Consider the following 19,386-nt stretch of genomic DNA (forward strand, 5'->3'; position numbering starts at 1 on the left):
GCAGCACCGCCTGAGCACCGCCGTCCGAGCAGCACCGCCTGAGCACCGCCGTCCGAGCACCGCTGGCGCCGCCAGGCCCGTCGCTTCGCCAACTTTGCCTGCACAGCCGTTCCTGACTAAGCGTCAGTTCCTTTAATCTGACACTGCGTCAGTTAATCGCTGTCACACAGGAGCGGGCGGACCGATGCTTGGATCAACCCACGGCACCCTCACCACCGACTCCCGCCGGGCCCGGGTCATCGCCTGTGGCGAGCAACCCGGGCCCGCCGTCCACGGCCGGCCGGCCGAGGCCGACGATCTCGATGTCAGCGGCCGTCCGCTGTACTGCGACGTGCCCGATCTGGACCGCCTCTTCCGGCCGGAGTCGGTCGCCGTGATCGGCGCCTCCGACGCCGAGGGGCGGCCGAACACCGGTGTCACCCGCCAACTGGTCGCCTGGTCGGAGCGGGTCGGCGCCCGGCTCCATCCGGTGCATCCGAGCCGCCCGTCCGTCTTCGGCATCCCTTGCTCTCCTTCCATCGCCGATCTGCCCGAGCAGGTCGATCTCGCCGTACTGCTGGTCGCCGACCCCCTTCCGGTCGTCGAGGAACTGGCCGAGGCCAAGGTGAAGTTCGCCGTCGTCTTCGCCTCCGGGTTCGCGGAGACCGGCGAGGAGGGCGCCGCCGCGCAGGACCGGCTCACCGCCGCCGTCGAACGGTCCGGGATGCGGCTGCTGGGGCCGAACACCAACCTCAACGCCTTCGAGCGGTTCCGGGAGGACCTGGACGGGCCCGCCATCGCGCTCATCACCCAGTCCGGTCACCAGGGCCGCCCCGTCTTCGCCCTCCAGGAGCTCGGCATCCGCCTCTCCCACTGGGCGCCGACCGGCAACGAGGCCGACCTGGAGAGCGCCGACTTCATCTCCTACTTCGCCGAGCGGCCCGAGGTGGGTGCCATCGCCTGCTATGTGGAGGGCTTCAAGGACGGCCGGTCCTTCCTCCTCGCCGCCGACCGCGCCGCCCGCCGCAAGGTGCCCGTCGTCGCCGTCAAGGTCGGCCGCACCGAGACCGGCGCCCGCACGGCCGCCTCACACACCGGCAAGCTGACCGGCGCGGACGCGGTGGTGGACGCGGCGATGCGGCAGTACGGCGTGATCCGGGTCGACGGTCTCGACGAACTCCAGGACACCGCGGCCCTGTTGGCCCGGGCGCGTCCGCCCCGCGCCGACGGTGTCGTCGTCTATTCGATCTCGGGCGGCACGGGCGCGCACTTCGCCGACCTGGCGACCGAGGCGGGGCTGCGGCTGCCCGTGCTGTCGGAGGCCAGGCAGGCCGAGCTGCACCAGTGGATACCCGAGTACCTGAGCGTGGCCAACCCGGTCGACAACGGCGGCCATCCCGTGGGCGACTGGCGCGGCCGGAAGATCATCGACGCGATCCTCGACGACCCCGAGGTCGGGGTGCTGATCTGCCCGGTCACCGGCCCTTTTCCGCCGCTCAGCGACCGGCTCGTCCAGGATCTGGTGGACGCCGCCGAGCGGACGGACAAGCTGGTCTGCGTGGTGTGGGGGTCGCCGGTGGGCACCGAGCCGGCGTACCGGGAGGTCCTGCTCGGCTCCTCGCGCGTGGCCACCTTCCGCACGGTGGCCAACTGCATCACCGCAGTCCGCGCCTACCTCGACCACCACCGCTTCGTCAGCGGCTACCGCTCCCCCTTCGACGAGGCCCCGCGCACTCCTTCGCCGTCCTTCCGCAAGGCGCAGGCACTGATACACCCGGGCGAGCAGTTGAGCGAGCATGCGGCGAAGCAGCTGCTGCGGGCGTACGGAATCCGTGTACCGCGCGAGCAGTTGGTGACCAGCGCGGCGGCGGCCGTGCGGGCCGCGGGGCTGGTGGGGTACCCCGTGGTGATGAAGGCGTCCGGCGCGCGGATCGCCCACAAGACCGAGCTCGGCCTGGTCAAGATCGGGCTGACGTCCGCCAGCCAGGTCCGCGACGCCTACCGCGAGCTGACCGACATCGCCCGCTACGAGGACGTCTCCCTGGACGGCGTCCTGGTCTGCCAGATGGTGGAGCGGGGCGTCGAGATGGTGGTGGGCGCCGCGCACGACGAGCTGTTCGGCCCGACCGTGACGGTCGGACTGGGCGGGGTGCTCGTGGAGGTCCTGCACGACACCGCCGTACGTGTGCCGCCCTTCGGTGAGGAGCAGGCCCGGGACATGTGCGCCGAGCTGCGCGGGCGGGCCCTCCTCGACGGGGTCAGGGGGCGGCCCCCCGCGGATCTGGACGCGCTCGTGGAAGTCGTCCTGCGTGTGCAGCGCATGGTGCTGGAGCTCGGGGACGACCTCGCGGAGCTCGACATCAACCCGCTGATGGTGCTGGAGCGGGGGCAGGGCGCGGTGGCGCTGGACGCGTTGGTGGTGTGCCGCTGAGATGCGTACCGACGATGAAGTGAACGGTGATGTGAACATGCCTGGATCCCCCCGTGTGTCCGGAAATTCCGTTGAGTCATTGGTACTGCACGCCACTGACAATCAGGTCAGCCGCATCACCCTCAACCGCCCCGAAGCCCTCAACGCCATCACCCCTGACCAGCGCGAACGCATCATCCAACTCCTCACCGACGCCTCCGCGGACCCGGCCGTCCGGGCCGTCGTCCTGACCGGCACGGGCCGCGGATTCTGCACTGGGGCGGACCTGCGGGGCGGCGGGTCGGCGGCGGCCGGCGAGCGGAGAGCCGGTGGGCAGGCGGGCGGTGACCGGGTGGCCGCCGGCCAGGTCCCCGGCGACGTGGCCCGCACGATCCGGCTCGGCGCCCAGCGCCTCGTCGCCGCCGTCCTCGACTGCGAGAAGCCGGTGATCGCGGCGGTGAACGGCACCGCGGCCGGCCTCGGCGCGCATCTCGCGTTCGCCTGCGACCTCGTACTGGCCGCCGAATCGGCCAAGTTCATCGAGGTGTTCGTACGACGCGGCCTCGTCCCCGACGGCGGCGGGGCCTATCTCCTGCCCCGTCTGATCGGACCCCAGCGGGCGAAGGAACTGATGTTCTTCGGCGACGCGCTCACCGCAGCGGACGCGGAGCGGCTCGGGCTGGTCAACCGTGTCGTGCCGGACGGGGAGTTGGACAAGACGGCCCGTTCCTGGGCCGAGCGCCTCGCCACCGGCCCGACCCGCGCCCTCGCCCTCACCAAGCAGCTCGTCAACGCCTCCCTCGACACCGACCGCACCGCCGCCTTCGCGGCGGAGGCGGCCGCGCAGGAGATCAACATGACGACGGCGGACGCCCGGGAGGGCGTGGCGAGCTTCGTGGAGCGCAGGAGCGCCGAGTACAGGGGGCGGTGAGTTCCCTGCGCACACCCCTTTCGATCTGACGGTTCGTCAGCTTCAATGGTCGGTGTGATGGGACACGCAGAGATGGCGGCAGCCGCCGTCCGCTACCTCAGGTCGGCCGACGCACCGCCCGTGCAGGCGCTGCCGCGCCCGGCGCTGCGCTGTGTCGGCGAGGACGAGCGGGCGCCGGTCGGGCAGGCGGATTTCCGGCGGGTGCTCGGGAACTTCGCGACGGGCGTGGCCGTTGTCACGGCACCAGGCAGCACCGACGATCCTCAGGCCCCCGTCGTCCCGACAGCGACCCCAGCCGCAGCCCCAGCCCCGGGCTCCGCCCCCGCCGGCTTCGCCTGCCAGTCCTTCTCCGCCCTCTCCCTCGACCCGCCCTTGGTCGCCTTCATGGTCGGCCGTACGTCGACGACGTGGCCGCGCATCGCCCGCGCGGGCGTCTTCTGCGTGAACGTCCTGAGCGCCGGCCAGGGCGAGTTGTGCCGTGCCTTCGCGGTGAGCGGCGCGGACAAGTTCGCGGGGGTCACCTACGACGCGGCCCCCGTGTCCGGCTCGCCACGCCTCGCGGGCACGCTCGCGTGGATCGACTGCACGATCCACGCGGTGCACACGGGCGGCGACCACCTCATCGTCGTAGGACGGGTGGACGCGCTGGGGGCGAGCGACGGGGACGAGGCACCGCTGCTGTTCCACAAGGGGCGGTTCCTCTAGACCCTTTCCGGGCCTCCGGGCCTCCGGGCCCCTGGCCTCCGGGCTCCCCGGTCCCCACGCTCCCAGGCCTCCCCTATGCCGTCATCGCCACGGGAGCCGTCCGTCGCCGGATCACCAGCGCCATCAGCGCGGCCGCCGCGCACAGGGCGCCCGAGGCGTACCAGACCACGTCGTAGGCGCCGAAGACATCGCGCGCGACCCCGCCGAGGACGGCCACCAGCGCGGCTCCGACCTGGTGGGAGGCGAGGACCCAGCCGAAGACGATCGCGCTGTCCTCGCCGTACTGCTCCCGGCACAGGGCGACGGTGGGCGGGACGGTGGCGACCCAGTCGAGGCCGTAGAAGACGATGAAGAAGAGCATGGGCGGGTGGACGCTCGGCGCGAGCAGCATCGGCAGGAACAGGAGGGAGACGCCGCGCAGGGCGTAGTAGACCGCGAGCAGGCGGCGCGCGTCGAAGCGGTCGGTGAGCCAGCCGGAGGCGATCGTGCCGATCACGTCGAACACGCCGATGACGGCGAGCAGCGAGGCGGCGGCCGGGACGGGCATGCCGTGGTCGTGGGCGGCGGGTACGAAGTGGGTCTGGACGAGGCCGTTGGTGGAGGCACCGCAGATCGCGAAGGTGCCGGCGAGCAGCCAGAAGGGGCCGGTGCGGGCCGCCTTCAGCAGCACGGTGACGGCACGGCGGGCGGCGCCCGGCACCGGGGGCGGCTTGGCCACGAACTCCTGCGCGCCGTACGGCTTCAGGGCCACATCGGCCGGGTGGTCGCGCAGCAGCAGGAGGACGAAGGGGACGACGGCGAGGGCCGTGAGGGAGACCGTGACGGCGGCCGGGCGCCAGTCGCCCTCGTCGACCATCAGGGCCATCAGGGGCAGGAAGATCAGCTGGCCGGAGGCCGAGGCGGCGGTGAGGATGCCGGTGACCAGGCCGCGTCGTTCGGTGAACCAGCGGTTGGTGACGGTCGCGGCGAAGGCCAGCGCCATCGAGCCGGTGCCGAGGCCCACCAGCAGACCCCAGCACAGCAGCAGCTGCCAGGCCGCCGTCATCCAGACCGTCAGGCCCGAGCCGAGCGCGATCAGGACGAGCGCGAAGGCAACCACGCGCCGGATGCCGAAGCGGTCCATCAGCGCGGCGGCGAACGGGGCGGTGAGGCCGTAGAGGGCCAGGTTGAGGGAGACGGCGGCCCCGATCGTGCCGCGCGACCAGCCGAACTCCTCGTGCAGCGGGTCGATGAGCAGCCCCGGGAGGGAACGGAAGGCGGCCGCGCCGAGGATCGTCACGAAGGCGACGGCGGCGACGAACCAGGCGCGATGGATGCGCGGACGACCCGGCGGCGGGGACTGGTCGCCGGTGGCGGTCGTGGCGGCGGTGGCGGTGGTGGCGTCGGTTGTCTGCGTCACGACAACGAGCTTCGGGCCTGCGCGGCCGTGAAGCCATTGGCCCGAAGGACAGCATTCGTTAGGATCGGGCCATGAGTAGTGAGCCGGAGCATGAAGAGCGCGAGCCCGGGCTCCGCCCGCATCGCGTCGTCGTCCTGGCCCTGGACGGCCTGCTCCCCTTCGAGCTGGGCATCCCGCACCGCATCTTCGGCCGCCCCAAGGACGCGCTGGGACGGCACCTGTACGAGGTCGTCACCTGCTCGATCCGGCCGCCCGGCCCGGTGCAGACCGACGCCGACTTCGCCATCCACGTGGAGCACGGGCCACAGGCCCTGGCCACCGCCGACACCGTGATCGTCCCGGCGTCGTACGAACTCGGCCCGGTCTTCGAGGAGGGCGTGCTGACCGACGAGCTGGCCGCCGCACTCGCCCGCATCCGCCCCGGCACCCGGCTCGCCTCCATCTGCACCGGCGTCTACGTCCTGGCCGCCGCCGGCCTGCTCGACGGCCGCCCGGCCACCACACACTGGGCCGACGCCGAGCGCTTCCAGCGGCTCTTCCCGAGGATCGAGGTCGACGCGGACGTCCTGTTCATCGACGACGGCGACGTCCTGACCTCGGCCGGTGTCGCGGCCGGCATCGACCTGTGCCTCCACATGGTCCGCCGCGACCACGGCACGGCCATCGCCAACGAGGTGGCCCGCCGCACCGTCGTACCGCCCCACCGGGACGGCGGCCAGGCCCAGTACATCCACCGTCCGGTCCCCGACCCACAGCAGGCCTCCACGACCACGGCCCGCGCCTGGGCCCTGGGCCGCCTCCACGAGCCGATCCAGCTGCGGGACATGGCGGACCAGGAGGCGATGTCGGTGCGCACCTTCACCCGCCGCTTCCGCGAGGAGGTCGGCATCAGCCCCGGCCAGTGGCTCACCCAGCAACGCGTCGAACGCGCCCGCCACCTCCTGGAGTCCACGGACCTCTCGGTCGACCAGGTGGCCAGGGACGCCGGATTCGGTACGGCCCAGTCGATGCGCCAGCACCTACAGGCTGCGCTCGGCGTCACACCCACCAGCTACCGGCGCACCTTCCGCGCCGCGAACAACGCCGACGTCCAGGTCCCCAGCGGTACTTGAGCCCTCACGGCGGGCCTCTCCCCACCAGCCGAGCGCCGTCAGCAGCAGGGTCACCACCACCCCGGCCAGGATCGCCGTGGACGGCGCCACCACCTGGAGCAGACCGCCCGCGAGGGAGCCCGTCGCCGCGTAGCCGGCGCCCGCGGCCGCGTACATCATGGCGTAGCCCGCGGCCAGGACGCCCGGTGGCAGGGCCTCGCGCAGCGACAGGTTGCGGGTGATCAGCGCACCGGACTGCACCGTACCCGCGAGGACGAGGGCCAACGCGATCCCGGCCGCGCCCGGTATCAGCGCGGCGAGCGTCACGAACACCGACATGACGCACATCAGCACCACACTGCGCGTGCGCAGCCGCCCCGGCCACGACCGCAGGCCGTACAGGAACGCCCCGAGCCCCGCTCCCACCGCCATGCCCGCCAGCATCGGCCCCGACCAGCCGACGCCGATGCCGCGCTGTTCCAGGAGGGCGGGCAGGGTGAGTTCGGCGAGGCCGAGGAGGGTGAGGCTGGCCGCCCCTGTGACGTAGACCGGCCAGGCCCGTATCAGCACGCGGGTCTTCGTCCGGCCCGTATCCTCGTCCTGTTCCCCCCTGGCCCAGCCCGCGGGCAGCAGCCAGTGGCCCGTGATCGACGACGCCATGAGGACGGCCGCGAGGATCAGCGGCACGCGGGGCGCCACCCCGAGGGCGAGGCCGGCGACCGCGACCGGGGACACGGCCCACACGCCGGACATCAGCATCGACTCGATGGACAGCGCCTGCGCCGCCGCCCGCTCCGGGACCAGAGAGGTCAGCAGCGCCCGCTGACCGCCGGCGACCGCGGCCGGTGCCGCACCGGCCAGGAACGCGAACGCCCCCAGCACGACGGGATGCGCCCCGGCCAGCGCCCCCAGCCCCACGAACCCCACCGTCCCGCCCGCGAGCCCGAGCGCCAGGTGCCGCCGGCCGCGAGCCGGGTCCAGCCGCATCCCGAGGACCGGGGCGCCGAGGATCTCACCGAGCACATAGGCCGCCGCGAGAGCCGCACCCAGGGTGTAGCCGCCGGGCCGCTCCCGCACCAGAAACACCAGCGCCAACGGCGCCATGGCGACCGGCATGCGAGAGGCGACGGCGGTGCAGGCCCAGATCAGGACCTGCTTGGAGGCGACGTCTCGATAGGTCATGGGATGACGTTAGGTGCCACCACTGACAACACGGCAGCCGTTTTCCGGGCCTGTGGACAACGCGGAAGACGTGGCAGACGCGCCGGGCGGCCTCGCGAATCCACAGGAAGTATGCGCAGGAAGTACGGCCTCAGAACGTGAGCACTCCGCGGGCCACCTTCCCCGCCTCCGCGTCCGCCGCCGCCCGCTCGAACTCCTCCACCGGATACGTCTGCGTCACCAGCTCGTCCAGCAACAGCCGCCCGTCCCGGTACAGCTCGGCGTACAGCGCGATGTCCCGCTGCGGCCTCGACGACCCGTACCGGCAGCCCAGGATCGACTTGTCCAGGTACATGGAGGACACGACGAAGGACGCCTCGGCGCCGGCCGGAGGAACCCCCAGGAGCACCGCCTGCCCGTGCCGGTCCAGCAGATCGACCGCCTGCCGGATGAGCTCGACCCGCCCCACGCACTCGAAGGCATGGTCGGCCCCCGTAGGCAGCAGTTCCCGCACGCCCTCCGTCGAGGTCAGGAAGTCGGTCGCCCCGAACTGCCGGGCCACCGCCTCCTTCGCCGGATTCGCGTCGACGGCGACGATCCGCAGGGCACCCGCGATCCGCGCGCCCTGAAGGACGTTGAGCCCGATACCGCCGGTACCGATCACGACCACACTGTCCCCGCGGTCCACCTTCGCCCGGTTGAGGACGGCTCCCACCCCCGTCAGCACCCCGCACCCGATCAAGGCGGCGGACGGCAGGGGAATGTCCTTCTCGATACGCACCACCTGCACGGCCTTGACCACGGTCCGCTCGGCGAACGCGGAGTTGGAGGCGAACTGGAAGACGGGCCGCCCTCCTTGGCTGAACGGCCGGCCGGGCCGTCCGATCGCCTGCCGGCACATCGTCGGCCGCCCCCGGTCGCACTCCGCGCACGTACCACAGTTGGCGAGAGTGGACAGCGCCACATGATCCCCGGGCCCCACATGGGTGACCCCCACACCCACCGCTTCCACCACCCCTGCCCCCTCATGGCCCAGCACCACAGGAACCGGAAAAGGTATGGTCCCGTCCACCACAGACAGATCGCTGTGGCACAACCCGGCAGCCGAGATCGCGACCAGCACCTCCCCGGGCCCCGGATCCCGTACCTCCAGGTCGTCCACGACCTGAACCCGCTTCCCGTCGAACAGCACCGCGCGCATCAGACGACCCCCTTGGGCTCCCTGGGCAGGCCGAGCACCCGCTCGGCGATGATCGTGCGCTGAACCTGATCGGATCCGCCGTAGATGGTGTCGGCCCGCGAGAACAGGAACAGCTGCTGAGCCTCGTCGAGTTCGTACGGCGCCGCAGCCGACCACTCCTGCGGCCCGACCCCGCCGGCCGCACCCCGCACCAGCACCGCCAGCTCCCCGAGCCGCTGATGCCAGCCACCCCACAACAGCTTGGCCACACTGGGCGCCCCCGCGTCCCCGGAGCGCCCCAACGTACGCAACGCGTTCCAGCCCATCACCCGCAGCTCGGCCCACTGCCGCACCAGCCGCTCCCGCACCACGGGATCACCGACCGCCCCCGTCTCCACGGCCGCCCGCACCACCCGCCCCAACTCCTGGGCGAACCCGACCTGCTGGGCAAGCGTCGACACTCCCCGCTCGAACCCGAGCAGACTCATCGCGACGCGCCAGCCGCCACCCTCGCCCCCCACGACATGCTCCGCACGCGCGCGTGCCCCGTCGAAGAACACCTCGTTGAAATCGCTGGTCCCCGTCATCTGCCGAATGGGCCGCACCTCGACACGCCCCGGCTGGTCCATGGGAACGAGAAGGAAAGTCAGCCCGTGATGCCGACTCGACTCGGGATCCGTACGGGCCAGCACAAAACACCAGTCGGCCTCATGAGCAAGAGAGGTCCAGATCTTCTGCCCGGTAATCCAGTAGTTTCCGTCCGCCCCCAGCTCTGCCTTGGTCCGCACCCCCGCGAGATCGGACCCCGCCCCGGGCTCGCTGTACCCCTGACACCACAACTCGTCCCCAGCAGCAACCGCCGGCAGAAACCGCGCCTTCTGCTCCTCGCTGCCATGTGCGATGAGGGTGGGCGCAAGCAACTTCTCCCCGATATGCCCAGACCGCGCGGGCGCCCCCGACCGTGCGTATTCCTCGGCCCAGACAACCTGCTGGGTCAGGCTGGCACGCCGATTGCCGTATCCGTCCTCGGCCCACCCGAGCCCTATCCACCCGGCTTTGCCCAGCACCCGTTCCCAACCGCGCCGATCCTGAGCGTCCTTGGCATACTCATCCAGCCACGCCCGCACTTCCAAACGAAACGCTTCATCCTCCGCCGCGTACCCGAAGTCCATAGGGGTCTCCTCGTCATCTCCGGCCGGGAACAACGCCCATTCTTTTAGGGGCGCGGGGCTGTATCGATTTGCGGCTCCGCCGCGTGGGCGCGACAAGCCACAAACCATCCGCGGCCGCCACACGACCGTCCGCCCCGAGCTATTGGGCGTTGGGCCGTTCCCCACTCGCCGCAGCCCGCCTCATCTCCCGCACCCGCTCCAACAACGGCATCGGATCCACCCCCACCACCCCCGGCAGCACCTCCGCGACCCGCTCCGGCGTCCACCCCCCCACCGCATAGGCCGAGCGCAGCTCCCGCGGCTGAGCCCACACCGCGATCTTCGGCCCCGCAACCGTGTACACCTGCCCCGTGATCCCCTGCTCCCGCGCCCCGTCCGACAGCAGGTAGACCACCAGCGCGGCCACGTCCTCCGGCTCCCCGATCTCGGTCAGCTCCATGGGAACCCCGGCCGACATCCGTGTACGCGCGACGGGCGCCACCGCGTTGGCGGTCACCCCGTACCTGTTCAAGCCCAGCGCGGCGCTCCGCACGAGCGAGATGATCCCGCCCTTAGCCGCGCTGTAGTTCGCCTGCGACACGGACCCCTGATGGTTCCCGCTGGTGAACCCGATCAGGGTGCCCGCCCCCTGCTTCCGCATCACCGCGGCGGCGGCCCGGAACACCGTGAACGTCCCCTTCAGATGAGTGGCGATCACCGGATCCCACTCGTCCTCGGTCATGTTGAACAGCATCCGTTCACGCAGAATCCCGGCGACACAGACCACACCGTCGATACGTCCGTACGACGACAGCGCGACGTCGACCACCCGCTGCCCGCCCGCCATCGTGGAGATGTCGTCGGCGACCGCAACCGCCTCGCCGCCCGCCGCCTCGATCTCCTTGACCACGGCCTCGGCGACCTCGCTGGTGGGCGAGGCACCTTCCACCGACACCCCGTAGTCGTTGACGACGACCCGCGCTCCCTCGGCGGCGGCCGCGAGCGCGACGGCCCGTCCGATCCCCCGCCCCGCGCCCGTCACGGCGACGACCTTGCCTGCCAAGAAGTTCCCCATGCCCCGGCCCCTTCCCGCAGTTTCTGACGGTCCGTTAGATTCGTATCGATTCTACGACCCGTCAGATACGCGGAGACAAGCCCCGGGGAGGGACTCATGTCACTGCCGGACGTGTTCCACGAGATCGCCAAGCGCGTGAACAACTGGGGCCGTTGGGGTGCCGACGACGAGATCGGGACCCTGAACCTCATCACCGACGAGGTGGTCCGCGAGGCGGCCGCCTGTGTCCGCAGCGGCCGTCGCATCCCGCTCGCGCTACCCCTCCAGCAGGACGGCGTGCAGACCGGGATGATCCCCGGGCGCGTGAACCCCCTGCACACCATGGTGCAGATCAACCAGGAGCTGTTCGGTCCGGGAACCGTCGCGTGCAGCGACGACGCCGTGACCATGGGCCTCCAGGCCGCCACCCACTGGGACGCGCTCACCCACGTCTCCCACTCGGGCCGGATCTACAACGGCCGCCCCGCCGACACCATCACCCCGCACGGCGGCGCCGAGTTCAGCGGCATCGACAAGGCGCGGCACATCGTCTCGCGCGGGGTACTGCTGGACGTGGCACGCGCGCGTGGCGTCCCGCGGCTCGACGGGGGGCACGCGGTCACCCCGGAGGACCTGGAGGCGGCCGAGGAAATGGCGGGCACCCGCGTGCGGGCCGGCGACATCGTGCTCGTACGGACGGGGCAGGTCCAGGTGTACCTCGCGGGCGACAAGCATGCGTACGGCTACCCCTCGCCCGGTCTGTCGATCCGTACGCCGGAGTGGTTCCACGCGCGCGACGTCGCGGCCGTGGCCAATGACACGCTCACGTTTGAGATATTTCCGCCGGAGACAGAGGATTTGTGGCTGCCCGTGCACGCGCTCGACCTGGTCGAGATGGGGATGCTCCAGGGCCAGAACTGGAATCTCGAAGATTTGTCCACAGCCTGTGGACAACAGGGCAGCCATACGTTCCTGCTGTCCGCGATGCCCGAGCCGTTCGTCGGCGGCACGGGGACACCCGTCGCACCCGTGGCCGTCCTCTGAACCGTCCAGCCCTCTGAACTCTCGGACTCTCCCGCGAGGTCGGCTGGCGGCGCGACTTCCCCACTCCCGGCTACCGCCCGAGCAGGGGGTGCCCCCATCCGCCCCGAGCACGGCACCGCGCGCCGCCATCCGACTCCGGCGTACCCGCCCCGGCCCTCCTGGCCCTCGGAGAACCGACGCCGAATCACGACCCACACTCGGCAAGGGCTTCCGTCACCGAAGCCCTCGTCGTCCCCTCGCGGCGAATCGCTGACCACAAGCGTGATCAACCGGACACGCGGCGTCAACACCAAGTCGGGGATTTGTTACTTACGCCCTATTTACAGAAGGCCGCGCACGGAAGCATGCCCAGGCGCACCGACGACCCTCGGAACCGAGAGGTGCAGCGTTCCCTGCAACCGTGCACCGGATCCGGCGGAATGGTCACGCCGCGCGCCGGCCACACCGCTTCACACACATCGGCGCCCCCGTGCACCCGTCACACCGCTTCGTACGCGAGCCCCTCGTACGCCGACACCCTGCTCCCGCAGGCGGAAGCGGACGTCGCCGACTCCGTGTCACGGTCCAGTTCGCACCAGATCCGCTTGCCGGCACCCTCGGTGCTCCAGCCCCACCGGTCCGCGAGACCGTCGACGAGGGCGAGTCCGCGGCCGCCGGTCGCGTCACCGTCGACGCATCGGGGCACCGGCGCCCGCCCGCTGCGGTCGGCCACCTCGAGCCGTACGGTGGCACAGTCCTGGGCCGCGCCCGGCAGGGAGAGCCGCAGCACGGCCGGACAACCGGTGTGCACCACGGCGTTGGTGACCAGTTCGGAGACGAGCAGGATCAGCGTCTCGGCGAGCGGCTCATCGGCCTGTATCCCCGACCCGGCGAGCCGCGAGCGTGCCCACCGCCGGGCTCGCCCCACCTCAGCGGGGTCGGGCCGGATCTCCAGCTGCACTTGAAGCACCTGCACCGCTCACACCATCCGAACCGGCGGACACATAACCCCGCGCCTCACGAGGGCCACGATCCTAGCCATTCTTTTCATGGCCAGAACAATGGCCAAAGCCAGGGTCACGGAACGTGAATCCCTTAGCTGACAGCATGGTTGACGTACAGTCACCCCAACAAGCGCTTCGGGCATATTCCAGCGCGAAGGAGTACCCCTGCGGCATACTGTGCGACGCTTGTCGTGGGGAGTCGAACAGGCGGGGGCAGAACGCCCTCCCGCCCTGCGAACAGCGGCGCGCACCGCCGGATCCGGAGCCGCCTCAAGGGCAACTCCGGGATGGCTCGTGCTCGGAACCACTCGCATCTCACACAAGGTACCGGAGCGGACGGCCGACTCCAGGCCGTGACGAGTCACGCGTAGGACACAACCCGATATCAACGCTCCGTAGTTCCGGTATGCCACAATCCGCGACATCCACGCCGGGACCGTCGGCGACACCGCAGACCAGAGGCCTTCAGGCCGGATCGGCGAGAAGTTCGGCGGCGAGATTTTCCTCACTCTCCGTAGCAGGTCCCGCACGGTGCGTCCGTACCCACGCCCGCTTCAGATGCAGATGGACCTCGAACTCCCAGGTGAACCCCATGCCGCCGTGCACCTGAAGGCAGTCGCGGGCGCCGCGCACGGCGGCCTCGTCGGCGAGCAGTCGTGCGGTGTCGATGTCGGCCGGGTCGGCCGTGACGGCAGCCGCGTAGACGGCGGCACGGGCCGTCTCCGTCCGCACCAGCATCTCCGCGCACAGATGCTGCACGGCCTGGAAGGCCCCGATCGGTCGCCCGAACTGCTCACGCGTCCGGGCGTGTTGCACGGCCAGCTCGCACGCGCGTGTGGCGCTGCCCAACTGTTCGGCCGCGGTGAGGAGTACGGCTACGGGCGCCATGCCCATCCCCGCGGGAACCCGGTGCAGCGGCGTCAGCGGGTCGACCGACCGCAGCGGTACGGCACCCACCGCGCCTCCGTCCCCCCGTACGACGTCGGCCTGCGCGAGCCACTCCACCAGCCCGTTGCCGACGGCCGTCACGACCGTCTCCCCGGTGGCCGCGCCGGGTACCGCTCCCGCCGCGAGGTGCGTGGCCACCAGAGGCCCGGGCAGCAGTGCCCGCCCGGCCTCCTCGAAGGCCAACACCGCCTCGGGCAGCCCGAGTCCGACACCGCCCCCCGCCTCCGGCAGCCGTAGCGCGAAGAACCCGGCCGCACCGAGCTCCCGCCACAGGGCCCGGTCCAGGCGGCCCGGCTCCTCGACGGCGGCCCTGAGCGCATCCGGGCCGAAGCGCCGCGCCAGCATCTCCCGCACGCCATCGCGCAACGCCACCTGGTCCTCGGTCAGTTGGAATCGCATCCGTCACCGCCCCTTCGGCAGCCCGAGGATCCGCTCGGCCACGATGTTCCGCTGGATCTGCGAGGTGCCGGCGGCGATGGTGTACGACAGCGAGGACAGCCGGTCGAGCACCCACGGCCGGTCGAGGTCCAGCGCCTGTGGTCCCAGGACGTCGGCTGCGGCGTCGTAGAGCTCCTGACGGGCGTGCGAATACCTCAGTTTGAAAACCGAACCCCCGACACCGGGCACCCCTCCGCTCAGTTCCGCCTCGCTCACGTTCCACTGCGTCAGTCGCCACAGCGCCTTGAACTGCGCATTCAGGCGTCCCAGCCGGCGTCGGAGCACGGGGTCGTCCCAGCGTCCGTTCTTGCGCGCCTCGACGGCGAGTTCGCGCAGCGCGCGCCGGCATGCGACGACCTCGCCCACGAAGGCCGTGCCGCGCTCGAAGGACAGGGTCACCATGGTCACGCGCCAGCCGTCGTTCTCGTCCCCGACCCGGTTGGCGACCGGCACCCGCACCTCGTCGAGGAACACCTCGGCGAACTCGGTCGACCCGGCGAGGGTCTTCAGCGGCCGTACGGTGACGCCCGGTGCGTCCATGGGCATGGCCAGCCAGCTGATCCCGCGGTGTTTGGGCGCGTCGGGGTCGGTGCGGACCAACAGTTCGCACCAGTCGGCCACTTCGGCATGGGAGGTCCAGATCTTGGACCCGGTCACCACGTAGTCGTCGCCGTCCCTACGCGCGCGCGTGCGCAGGGCCGCGAGGTCGGATCCGGCGTCCGGTTCGCTGAAGCCCTGGCACCAGACCTGGTCCCCGCGCAGGATCGGCGGCAGCCAGCGCTCGCGCTGCTCGGCGGTGCCCTCGGCCGCGATGGTCGGCCCCGCGTGCAGCAGCCCGACGAAGCCCGCGCCCACATAGGGCGCGCCCGCCTTCTCGGTCTCCTCCAGGAAGATCAGGCGGGTGGTCGGTGAGGCGTCCCAGTGGACCTCCCCGTATCCGGCGTCGTAGAGCATCCGCTGCCAGCCGAGGTCGTAGGCGCGGCGTCCTGGCCAGTCGTCCGGGGACGGCTTCGGCGGGAGCGTGGGCAGCACCTGGCCCAGCCACGCGCGCAGCCGCGCCCGGAACTCCTCCTCTTCCGGTGTGTGGGCGAGGTCCATGTGCGGCCACTCCATATCTGACGCGCCGTCATATATCACTCTGCGGGAAGGCTAAGTCCCGCACCCCTGGACCGACAAGGCGGCGAGCCCTACGCTCTGCCCACGATCTGACGGACCGTCAGCCATTGTTCGGCCGATGCAGGGGGCTGTCATGAACGACACCGCACACGCCCTGAGTTCCGCACGCACCCTCTGGGACCTGGTCGCCGGCCGCGCCGACCGCACCCCCGACCGCCCCGCTCTCCTCCAGGACGACCGCGCCCTGTCCTTCGGCGACCTACGCGCGCGTGCCGAGCGCGTGGCGGCGGGCCTGTACGACATGGGCGTACGCCCCGGCACGGTCGTCGCCTGGCAGCTGCCCACCCGCTTCGAGACGGCCCTGCTGTCCTTCGCGCTGGCCCGCCTGGGCGCCGTGCAGTCGCCGGTCATCCCGTTCTACCGGGACCGCGAAGTCGGGTTCGCGCTGCGGGAGTCGAAGGCGGAGTTCTTCGCGGTGCCGGGCGTGTGGCGGGGCTTCGACCACACCGGGATGGCGCGACGGCTGGGCGCGAAGGGGATCTTCGAGGCGTACGACGCCCTGCCCGACGGCGATCCCTCGGTCCTGCCCCCACCGCCCGCCGAGGGCACCTCGGTGCGCTGGATCTACTGGACCTCGGGGACGACGTCCGACCCCAAGGGCGTGCTGCACACGGACCGCTCGCTGATCGCGGGCGGCTCCTGCCTGGCGCACGCTCTGCGTCCGACCGCCGAGGACATCGGGTCGATCGCCTTCCCGTACGCGCACATAGGCGGCCCGGACTACATGGTGATGGTGCTGCTGTACGGCTTCCCCGCGGTGATGTTCGAGCAGTTCGCGCTGCCGGAGGCGCTGGAGGGGTATCGCCGGCACGGTGTGACGATCGCAGGCGGGTCGACGGCGTTCTACTCGATGTTCCTGAACGAGCAGCGCAGGCAGCCGGACGGGGCGAAGGCGGTTCCCTCGCTGCGGCTGCTGGCCGGCGGCGGGGCGCCGAAGCCGCCGGAGCTGTATCACGCCGTGGTGCGCGAGATGGGGGTGCAGCTCACCCATGGATACGGCATGACCGAGGTGCCGATGATCACGATGGGGGCGCCGGACGACACCGCGCAGAACCTGGCTACGACGGAGGGACGGCCGCCGCGGGAGATGGAGATACGGATCGTCGAGGGAGAGGTCCGGCTGCGCGGGGAGGCGGTGTGCCAGGGCTATCTGGACCCGGCGCAGACGGCGGCGGCCTTCGACGAGGACGGGTTTCTGCGGACCGGCGACCTCGGGCACCTCACCGACAGCGGGCATCTGGTGCTCACCGGGCGCCTCAAGGACGTGATCATCCGCAAGGGCGAGAACATCTCGGCGAAGGAGATCGAGGATCTGCTGCACCGGCACCCCGGGGTGGGGGACGTGGCCGTGATCGGCCTGCCGGACGCCGAGCGCGGGGAACGGGTCTGCGCGGTCGTCGAGCAGCCGGAGGGCGCCGGGCCGCTGACGCTGGAGACGCTGACGGCGTATCTGCGCGGGGAAGGACTGTCCACGCACAAGCTGCCGGAGCAGCTGGAGGTGGTGGACGCCCTTCCGCGCAACGACACCCTGCGGAAGGTGCTGAAGTACAAGCTCAGGGAGCGCTTCTCGGAGGCGTAGGGGCCGTGGGGATCACGCCGTGGGGATCACTCGGGGACGGTGAAGTGCCATGGGGATCACTCGGGGACGGTGAAGTAGCGGGCGAACGCGGTGATGATCTCGTCCTCCGCCACCTTGCCGTTGCCGTCCGTGTCCAGCGTGGCGGCGGCCGCCCGGGCGACGTCCGGCTGGACGCCGAGGCAGCCGAGCACACGCACGGTGTCGGCCACCGTGGCGGCTCCGTCACCGTCGGAGTCGGCCAGGTCGAGGGCGGCGTGCAGGAAGGGGCGGGCGATCTCGGCGAACCGGTCCGGGTTGTCCCGCAGCCGCTTGACCGCGCCGTTGACGAACTCCTCGCGGGTGATGCGCTGGTCACCGTCCCGGTCCGCGATTCCGGCCATGCCCTGCCAGAACGCCTCTGCGCCGCCGTACAGCGCCTGGCCCTTGTCGGACCGGGCGGCGATGCCGAACTCCGCGAGCAGCGCCTTGGCCGCCGCGCTGAAGTCCTCCCGGTCGATATAGCCGTTGCCGTCCTGGTCGAAGGTGGCGAACCGGGCGGCGCTCCTGCGCTCGTACTCGCTGCTGACCATGTCTTATCGGGCCGCCTTACGTCACGTGGAATGCGAGGCTCTCGGCCTCCCTCGGAGCGTACGACGCCGGGGGGCGTCCGGGCGCGGGAAAGCGGCGGTTGTACCAGGACCGGGGGAATTCCGGGACAACTGTGTGGCACTACCGACGGTGATCGCGCCTGTTCAGGCGGACAGCGGACGGGCGTCGTCCGCGACCGCCGCCGTGACGTCCGGGTAGACCTCGAAGAGCCTGCGTACTCCCAGCGCCCCGAGGACGCGGTTGACGTGCGACCCGTCCGCCGCGCCCTGCGCCGGGAGTATCAGGCGCAGGCTGCCCTGGCAGGAGCGGATCAGCCGGCGGGCGGCGATGAGCACGCCGACGCCGCTGGAGTCGCAGAACAGGACCTCGGACAGGTCGAGGACGAGGCTGTGGCGTCCCTCGGCCACCACGTCATGGATGTGCTGACGCATCACCGGCGAGGTCACCAGATCCAGCTCGCCCGACACCTGGAGCACAGCCCAGTCGCCTCGCTCGCCGCCGGTCACTTTCAACGTCACCACCACGCCCCTCGCTCGCCGAACCGGAAGCGACACCTACGCTTCCTTGCAGCGCGGCTGCCCAGCGGCTGTTCCCTGAAACACCCGCCAGAAAACGGTGACCGATCAGAAAAGGCTTGTTTCAATCGCATTCGATCCTGTTCGATCGAGTCTGATCAGATGGTGGCCGGGTAGCCGCCCGGATGCGGGCCGAGCCAGGTCCGTGAGTGATCCGAGCGTGAGGCCCTCTACCACGAGAGCGAGGTGTGTCACCAGCCATGGCTCGACAAGGGGCGCACATTGCGACAAAGGGGCGTGCGCTGTCAGACGTGCCGACTACATTCGAGGGGACGGAGGACGCACGCTGGACAGGACGGACCGGTGAGGGGGGCCTTATGGCGAAGAAGGACGCACCGCCCCGCTGGGACCGCAAGATGCAGCAGCGGCTCGCCCGCGGCGAGGCGGCCGCCCTCGGCGAGCTCTACGACCGCTTCGCCTCGCTCGTCCACGGCCTGGCCCACACCGTGCTGGGCGACGAGCGCGCCGCCGACCACATCACCCGCGACGTCTTCGCCCACGTCTGGGAGCACCCGGACAGCTACGACCCCAGGCAGGGCCCGCTGCGCACCTGGGTCGCCACGCTGACCCACCGCCTCGCCGTGCAGCGGCTGCGCGCCACCGAGACCGCCGCCCTCGCCCGGGCCGGCGGCCAGGGCTCCACCGAGGAACTGGAGCGCAAGGTACGGCACGCCTCGGTCGCCGCCCGCGCCGACTACATCGTGCAGTCCATGCCCGTCCCCCTGCGCGCCGCCCTGGAGCTGGCCTACTTCCAGCGCCGCGACTACCGCCAGACCGCCGCCGACCTCGGCGTCACCGAGGACGAGGCCCGCCGCCGCCTCCGCCTGGGCCTCCAACTGCTCTCCACCGCCCATGACGCCGGAGCCGCCCCGGGGGCACCGCCGGGATACGGGGGCGCGGCGTGAACGAGGCGGAGTGGTTCCCGGGCAAGGACCCGGACGAGGGCCATGAAGAGAGCAAGGAGACCCACGAGACCAGGGAGGCCAAGGAGACC

General features: G+C 71.3%; 17 protein-coding genes. 7 read left to right on the forward strand and 10 right to left on the reverse strand.

Features of this window, described 5'->3' with window-relative positions; genetic code table 11:
* The first annotated feature begins 184 nt into the window (after nucleotides 1-184).
* The 3 genes from KUM44_RS05640 to KUM44_RS05650 are packed head-to-tail and all read left to right on the forward strand — an operon-like array spanning nucleotide 185 to nucleotide 4,025.
* Entirely contained in the window at nucleotides 185-2,410 is a 2,226-nt protein-coding gene (locus KUM44_RS05640; protein WP_217206622.1) for an acetate--CoA ligase family protein, read from the forward strand.
* Nucleotides 2,411-2,447: 37 nt separating this feature from the next.
* Nucleotides 2,448-3,320, forward strand: coding sequence for an enoyl-CoA hydratase/isomerase family protein (locus tag KUM44_RS05645; RefSeq protein ID WP_217206623.1), 873 nt, complete (start codon nucleotides 2,448-2,450; stop codon nucleotides 3,318-3,320).
* 57 nt (nucleotides 3,321-3,377) lie between these two features.
* Nucleotides 3,378-4,025: a flavin reductase family protein gene (locus tag KUM44_RS05650; protein WP_254389073.1), complete on the forward strand. Its 648-nt coding sequence runs from the start codon at nucleotides 3,378-3,380 to the stop codon at nucleotides 4,023-4,025.
* Nucleotides 4,026-4,098: 73 nt separating this feature from the next.
* Here KUM44_RS05650 and KUM44_RS05655 read toward each other — a convergent pair whose 3' ends face one another.
* Nucleotides 4,099-5,424, reverse strand: coding sequence for an MFS transporter (locus tag KUM44_RS05655; RefSeq protein WP_217206624.1), 1,326 nt, complete (start codon nucleotides 5,422-5,424; stop codon nucleotides 4,099-4,101).
* Between the two features lie 71 nt (nucleotides 5,425-5,495).
* Here KUM44_RS05655 and KUM44_RS05660 point away from each other — a divergent pair, with 71 nt between their 5' ends.
* The gene (locus KUM44_RS05660) at nucleotides 5,496-6,536 is read left to right on the forward strand and encodes a GlxA family transcriptional regulator (protein WP_217206625.1); all 1,041 of its coding nucleotides are present in this window, start codon (nucleotides 5,496-5,498) and stop codon (nucleotides 6,534-6,536) included.
* On the opposite strand, the gene KUM44_RS05665 is transcribed toward KUM44_RS05660, so the two are convergent.
* The 4 genes from KUM44_RS05665 to KUM44_RS05680 form a co-directional block, all read right to left on the reverse strand.
* Nucleotides 6,444-7,697: an MFS transporter gene (locus KUM44_RS05665; protein ID WP_217206626.1), complete on the reverse strand. Its 1,254-nt coding sequence runs from the start codon at nucleotides 7,695-7,697 to the stop codon at nucleotides 6,444-6,446. The two genes, KUM44_RS05660 and KUM44_RS05665, sit on opposite strands and share 93 nt — an antisense overlap.
* A 130-nt stretch (nucleotides 7,698-7,827) precedes the next feature.
* Complete coding sequence (locus KUM44_RS05670) at nucleotides 7,828-8,877, reverse strand: Zn-dependent alcohol dehydrogenase (protein WP_217206627.1); 1,050 nt, start codon at nucleotides 8,875-8,877, stop codon at nucleotides 7,828-7,830.
* Nucleotides 8,877-10,028 carry an acyl-CoA dehydrogenase family protein gene (locus KUM44_RS05675; protein ID WP_217206628.1) on the reverse strand — a complete coding sequence of 384 codons (1,152 nt, stop codon included), beginning with the start codon at nucleotides 10,026-10,028 and terminating at the stop codon, nucleotides 8,877-8,879. The genes KUM44_RS05670 and KUM44_RS05675 overlap by 1 nt, the downstream gene beginning before the upstream one ends.
* A 139-nt stretch (nucleotides 10,029-10,167) precedes the next feature.
* Nucleotides 10,168-11,082, reverse strand: a complete 915-nt coding sequence (locus KUM44_RS05680; protein ID WP_217206629.1) for an SDR family oxidoreductase — start codon at nucleotides 11,080-11,082, stop codon at nucleotides 10,168-10,170.
* Nucleotides 11,083-11,178: 96 nt separating this feature from the next.
* Between KUM44_RS05680 and KUM44_RS05685 the strand changes: the two genes are divergently transcribed.
* A complete protein-coding gene (locus tag KUM44_RS05685; protein WP_217206630.1) occupies nucleotides 11,179-12,105 on the forward strand; it encodes a cyclase family protein in 927 nt (308 codons plus the stop codon).
* A 478-nt stretch (nucleotides 12,106-12,583) separates the two neighbouring features.
* Here the strand turns inward: KUM44_RS05685 and KUM44_RS05690 are convergent, their stop codons facing one another.
* The 3 genes from KUM44_RS05690 to KUM44_RS05700 all read right to left on the reverse strand — a co-directional run bounded on the left by KUM44_RS05690 (nucleotide 12,584) and on the right by KUM44_RS05700 (nucleotide 15,572).
* Nucleotides 12,584-13,045, reverse strand: coding sequence for an ATP-binding protein (locus tag KUM44_RS05690; protein WP_217206763.1), 462 nt, complete (start codon nucleotides 13,043-13,045; stop codon nucleotides 12,584-12,586).
* 508 nt (nucleotides 13,046-13,553) lie between these two features.
* A complete protein-coding gene (locus KUM44_RS05695; protein ID WP_217206631.1) occupies nucleotides 13,554-14,435 on the reverse strand; it encodes an acyl-CoA dehydrogenase family protein in 882 nt (293 codons plus the stop codon).
* 3 nt (nucleotides 14,436-14,438) lie between these two features.
* Entirely contained in the window at nucleotides 14,439-15,572 is a 1,134-nt protein-coding gene (locus tag KUM44_RS05700; RefSeq protein WP_217206632.1) for an acyl-CoA dehydrogenase family protein, read from the reverse strand.
* Between the two features lie 151 nt (nucleotides 15,573-15,723).
* Here KUM44_RS05700 and KUM44_RS05705 point away from each other — a divergent pair, with 151 nt between their 5' ends.
* Nucleotides 15,724-17,229 (forward strand): class I adenylate-forming enzyme family protein, encoded by a 1,506-nt coding sequence (locus KUM44_RS05705; protein ID WP_217206633.1) that lies wholly within the window; start codon nucleotides 15,724-15,726, stop codon nucleotides 17,227-17,229.
* A 56-nt stretch (nucleotides 17,230-17,285) separates the two neighbouring features.
* Here the strand turns inward: KUM44_RS05705 and KUM44_RS05710 are convergent, their stop codons facing one another.
* Both KUM44_RS05710 and KUM44_RS05715 read right to left on the reverse strand, forming a co-directional pair.
* A complete protein-coding gene (locus KUM44_RS05710) occupies nucleotides 17,286-17,798 on the reverse strand; it encodes an EF-hand domain-containing protein (protein ID WP_217206634.1) in 513 nt (170 codons plus the stop codon).
* 162 nt (nucleotides 17,799-17,960) lie between these two features.
* A complete protein-coding gene (locus tag KUM44_RS05715) occupies nucleotides 17,961-18,341 on the reverse strand; it encodes an STAS domain-containing protein (protein ID WP_062722412.1) in 381 nt (126 codons plus the stop codon).
* Between the two features lie 368 nt (nucleotides 18,342-18,709).
* On the opposite strand from KUM44_RS05715, the gene KUM44_RS05720 reads away from it, so the two are divergent.
* Nucleotides 18,710-19,297 carry a sigma-70 family RNA polymerase sigma factor gene (locus KUM44_RS05720; RefSeq protein WP_217206635.1) on the forward strand — a complete coding sequence of 196 codons (588 nt, stop codon included), beginning with the start codon at nucleotides 18,710-18,712 and terminating at the stop codon, nucleotides 19,295-19,297.
* Nucleotides 19,298-19,386: the final 89 nt, after the last annotated feature.

The organism is Streptomyces sp. AC550_RSS872, assembly GCF_019049285.1.
Taxonomy (GTDB): Bacteria; Actinomycetota; Actinomycetes; order Streptomycetales; family Streptomycetaceae; genus Streptomyces.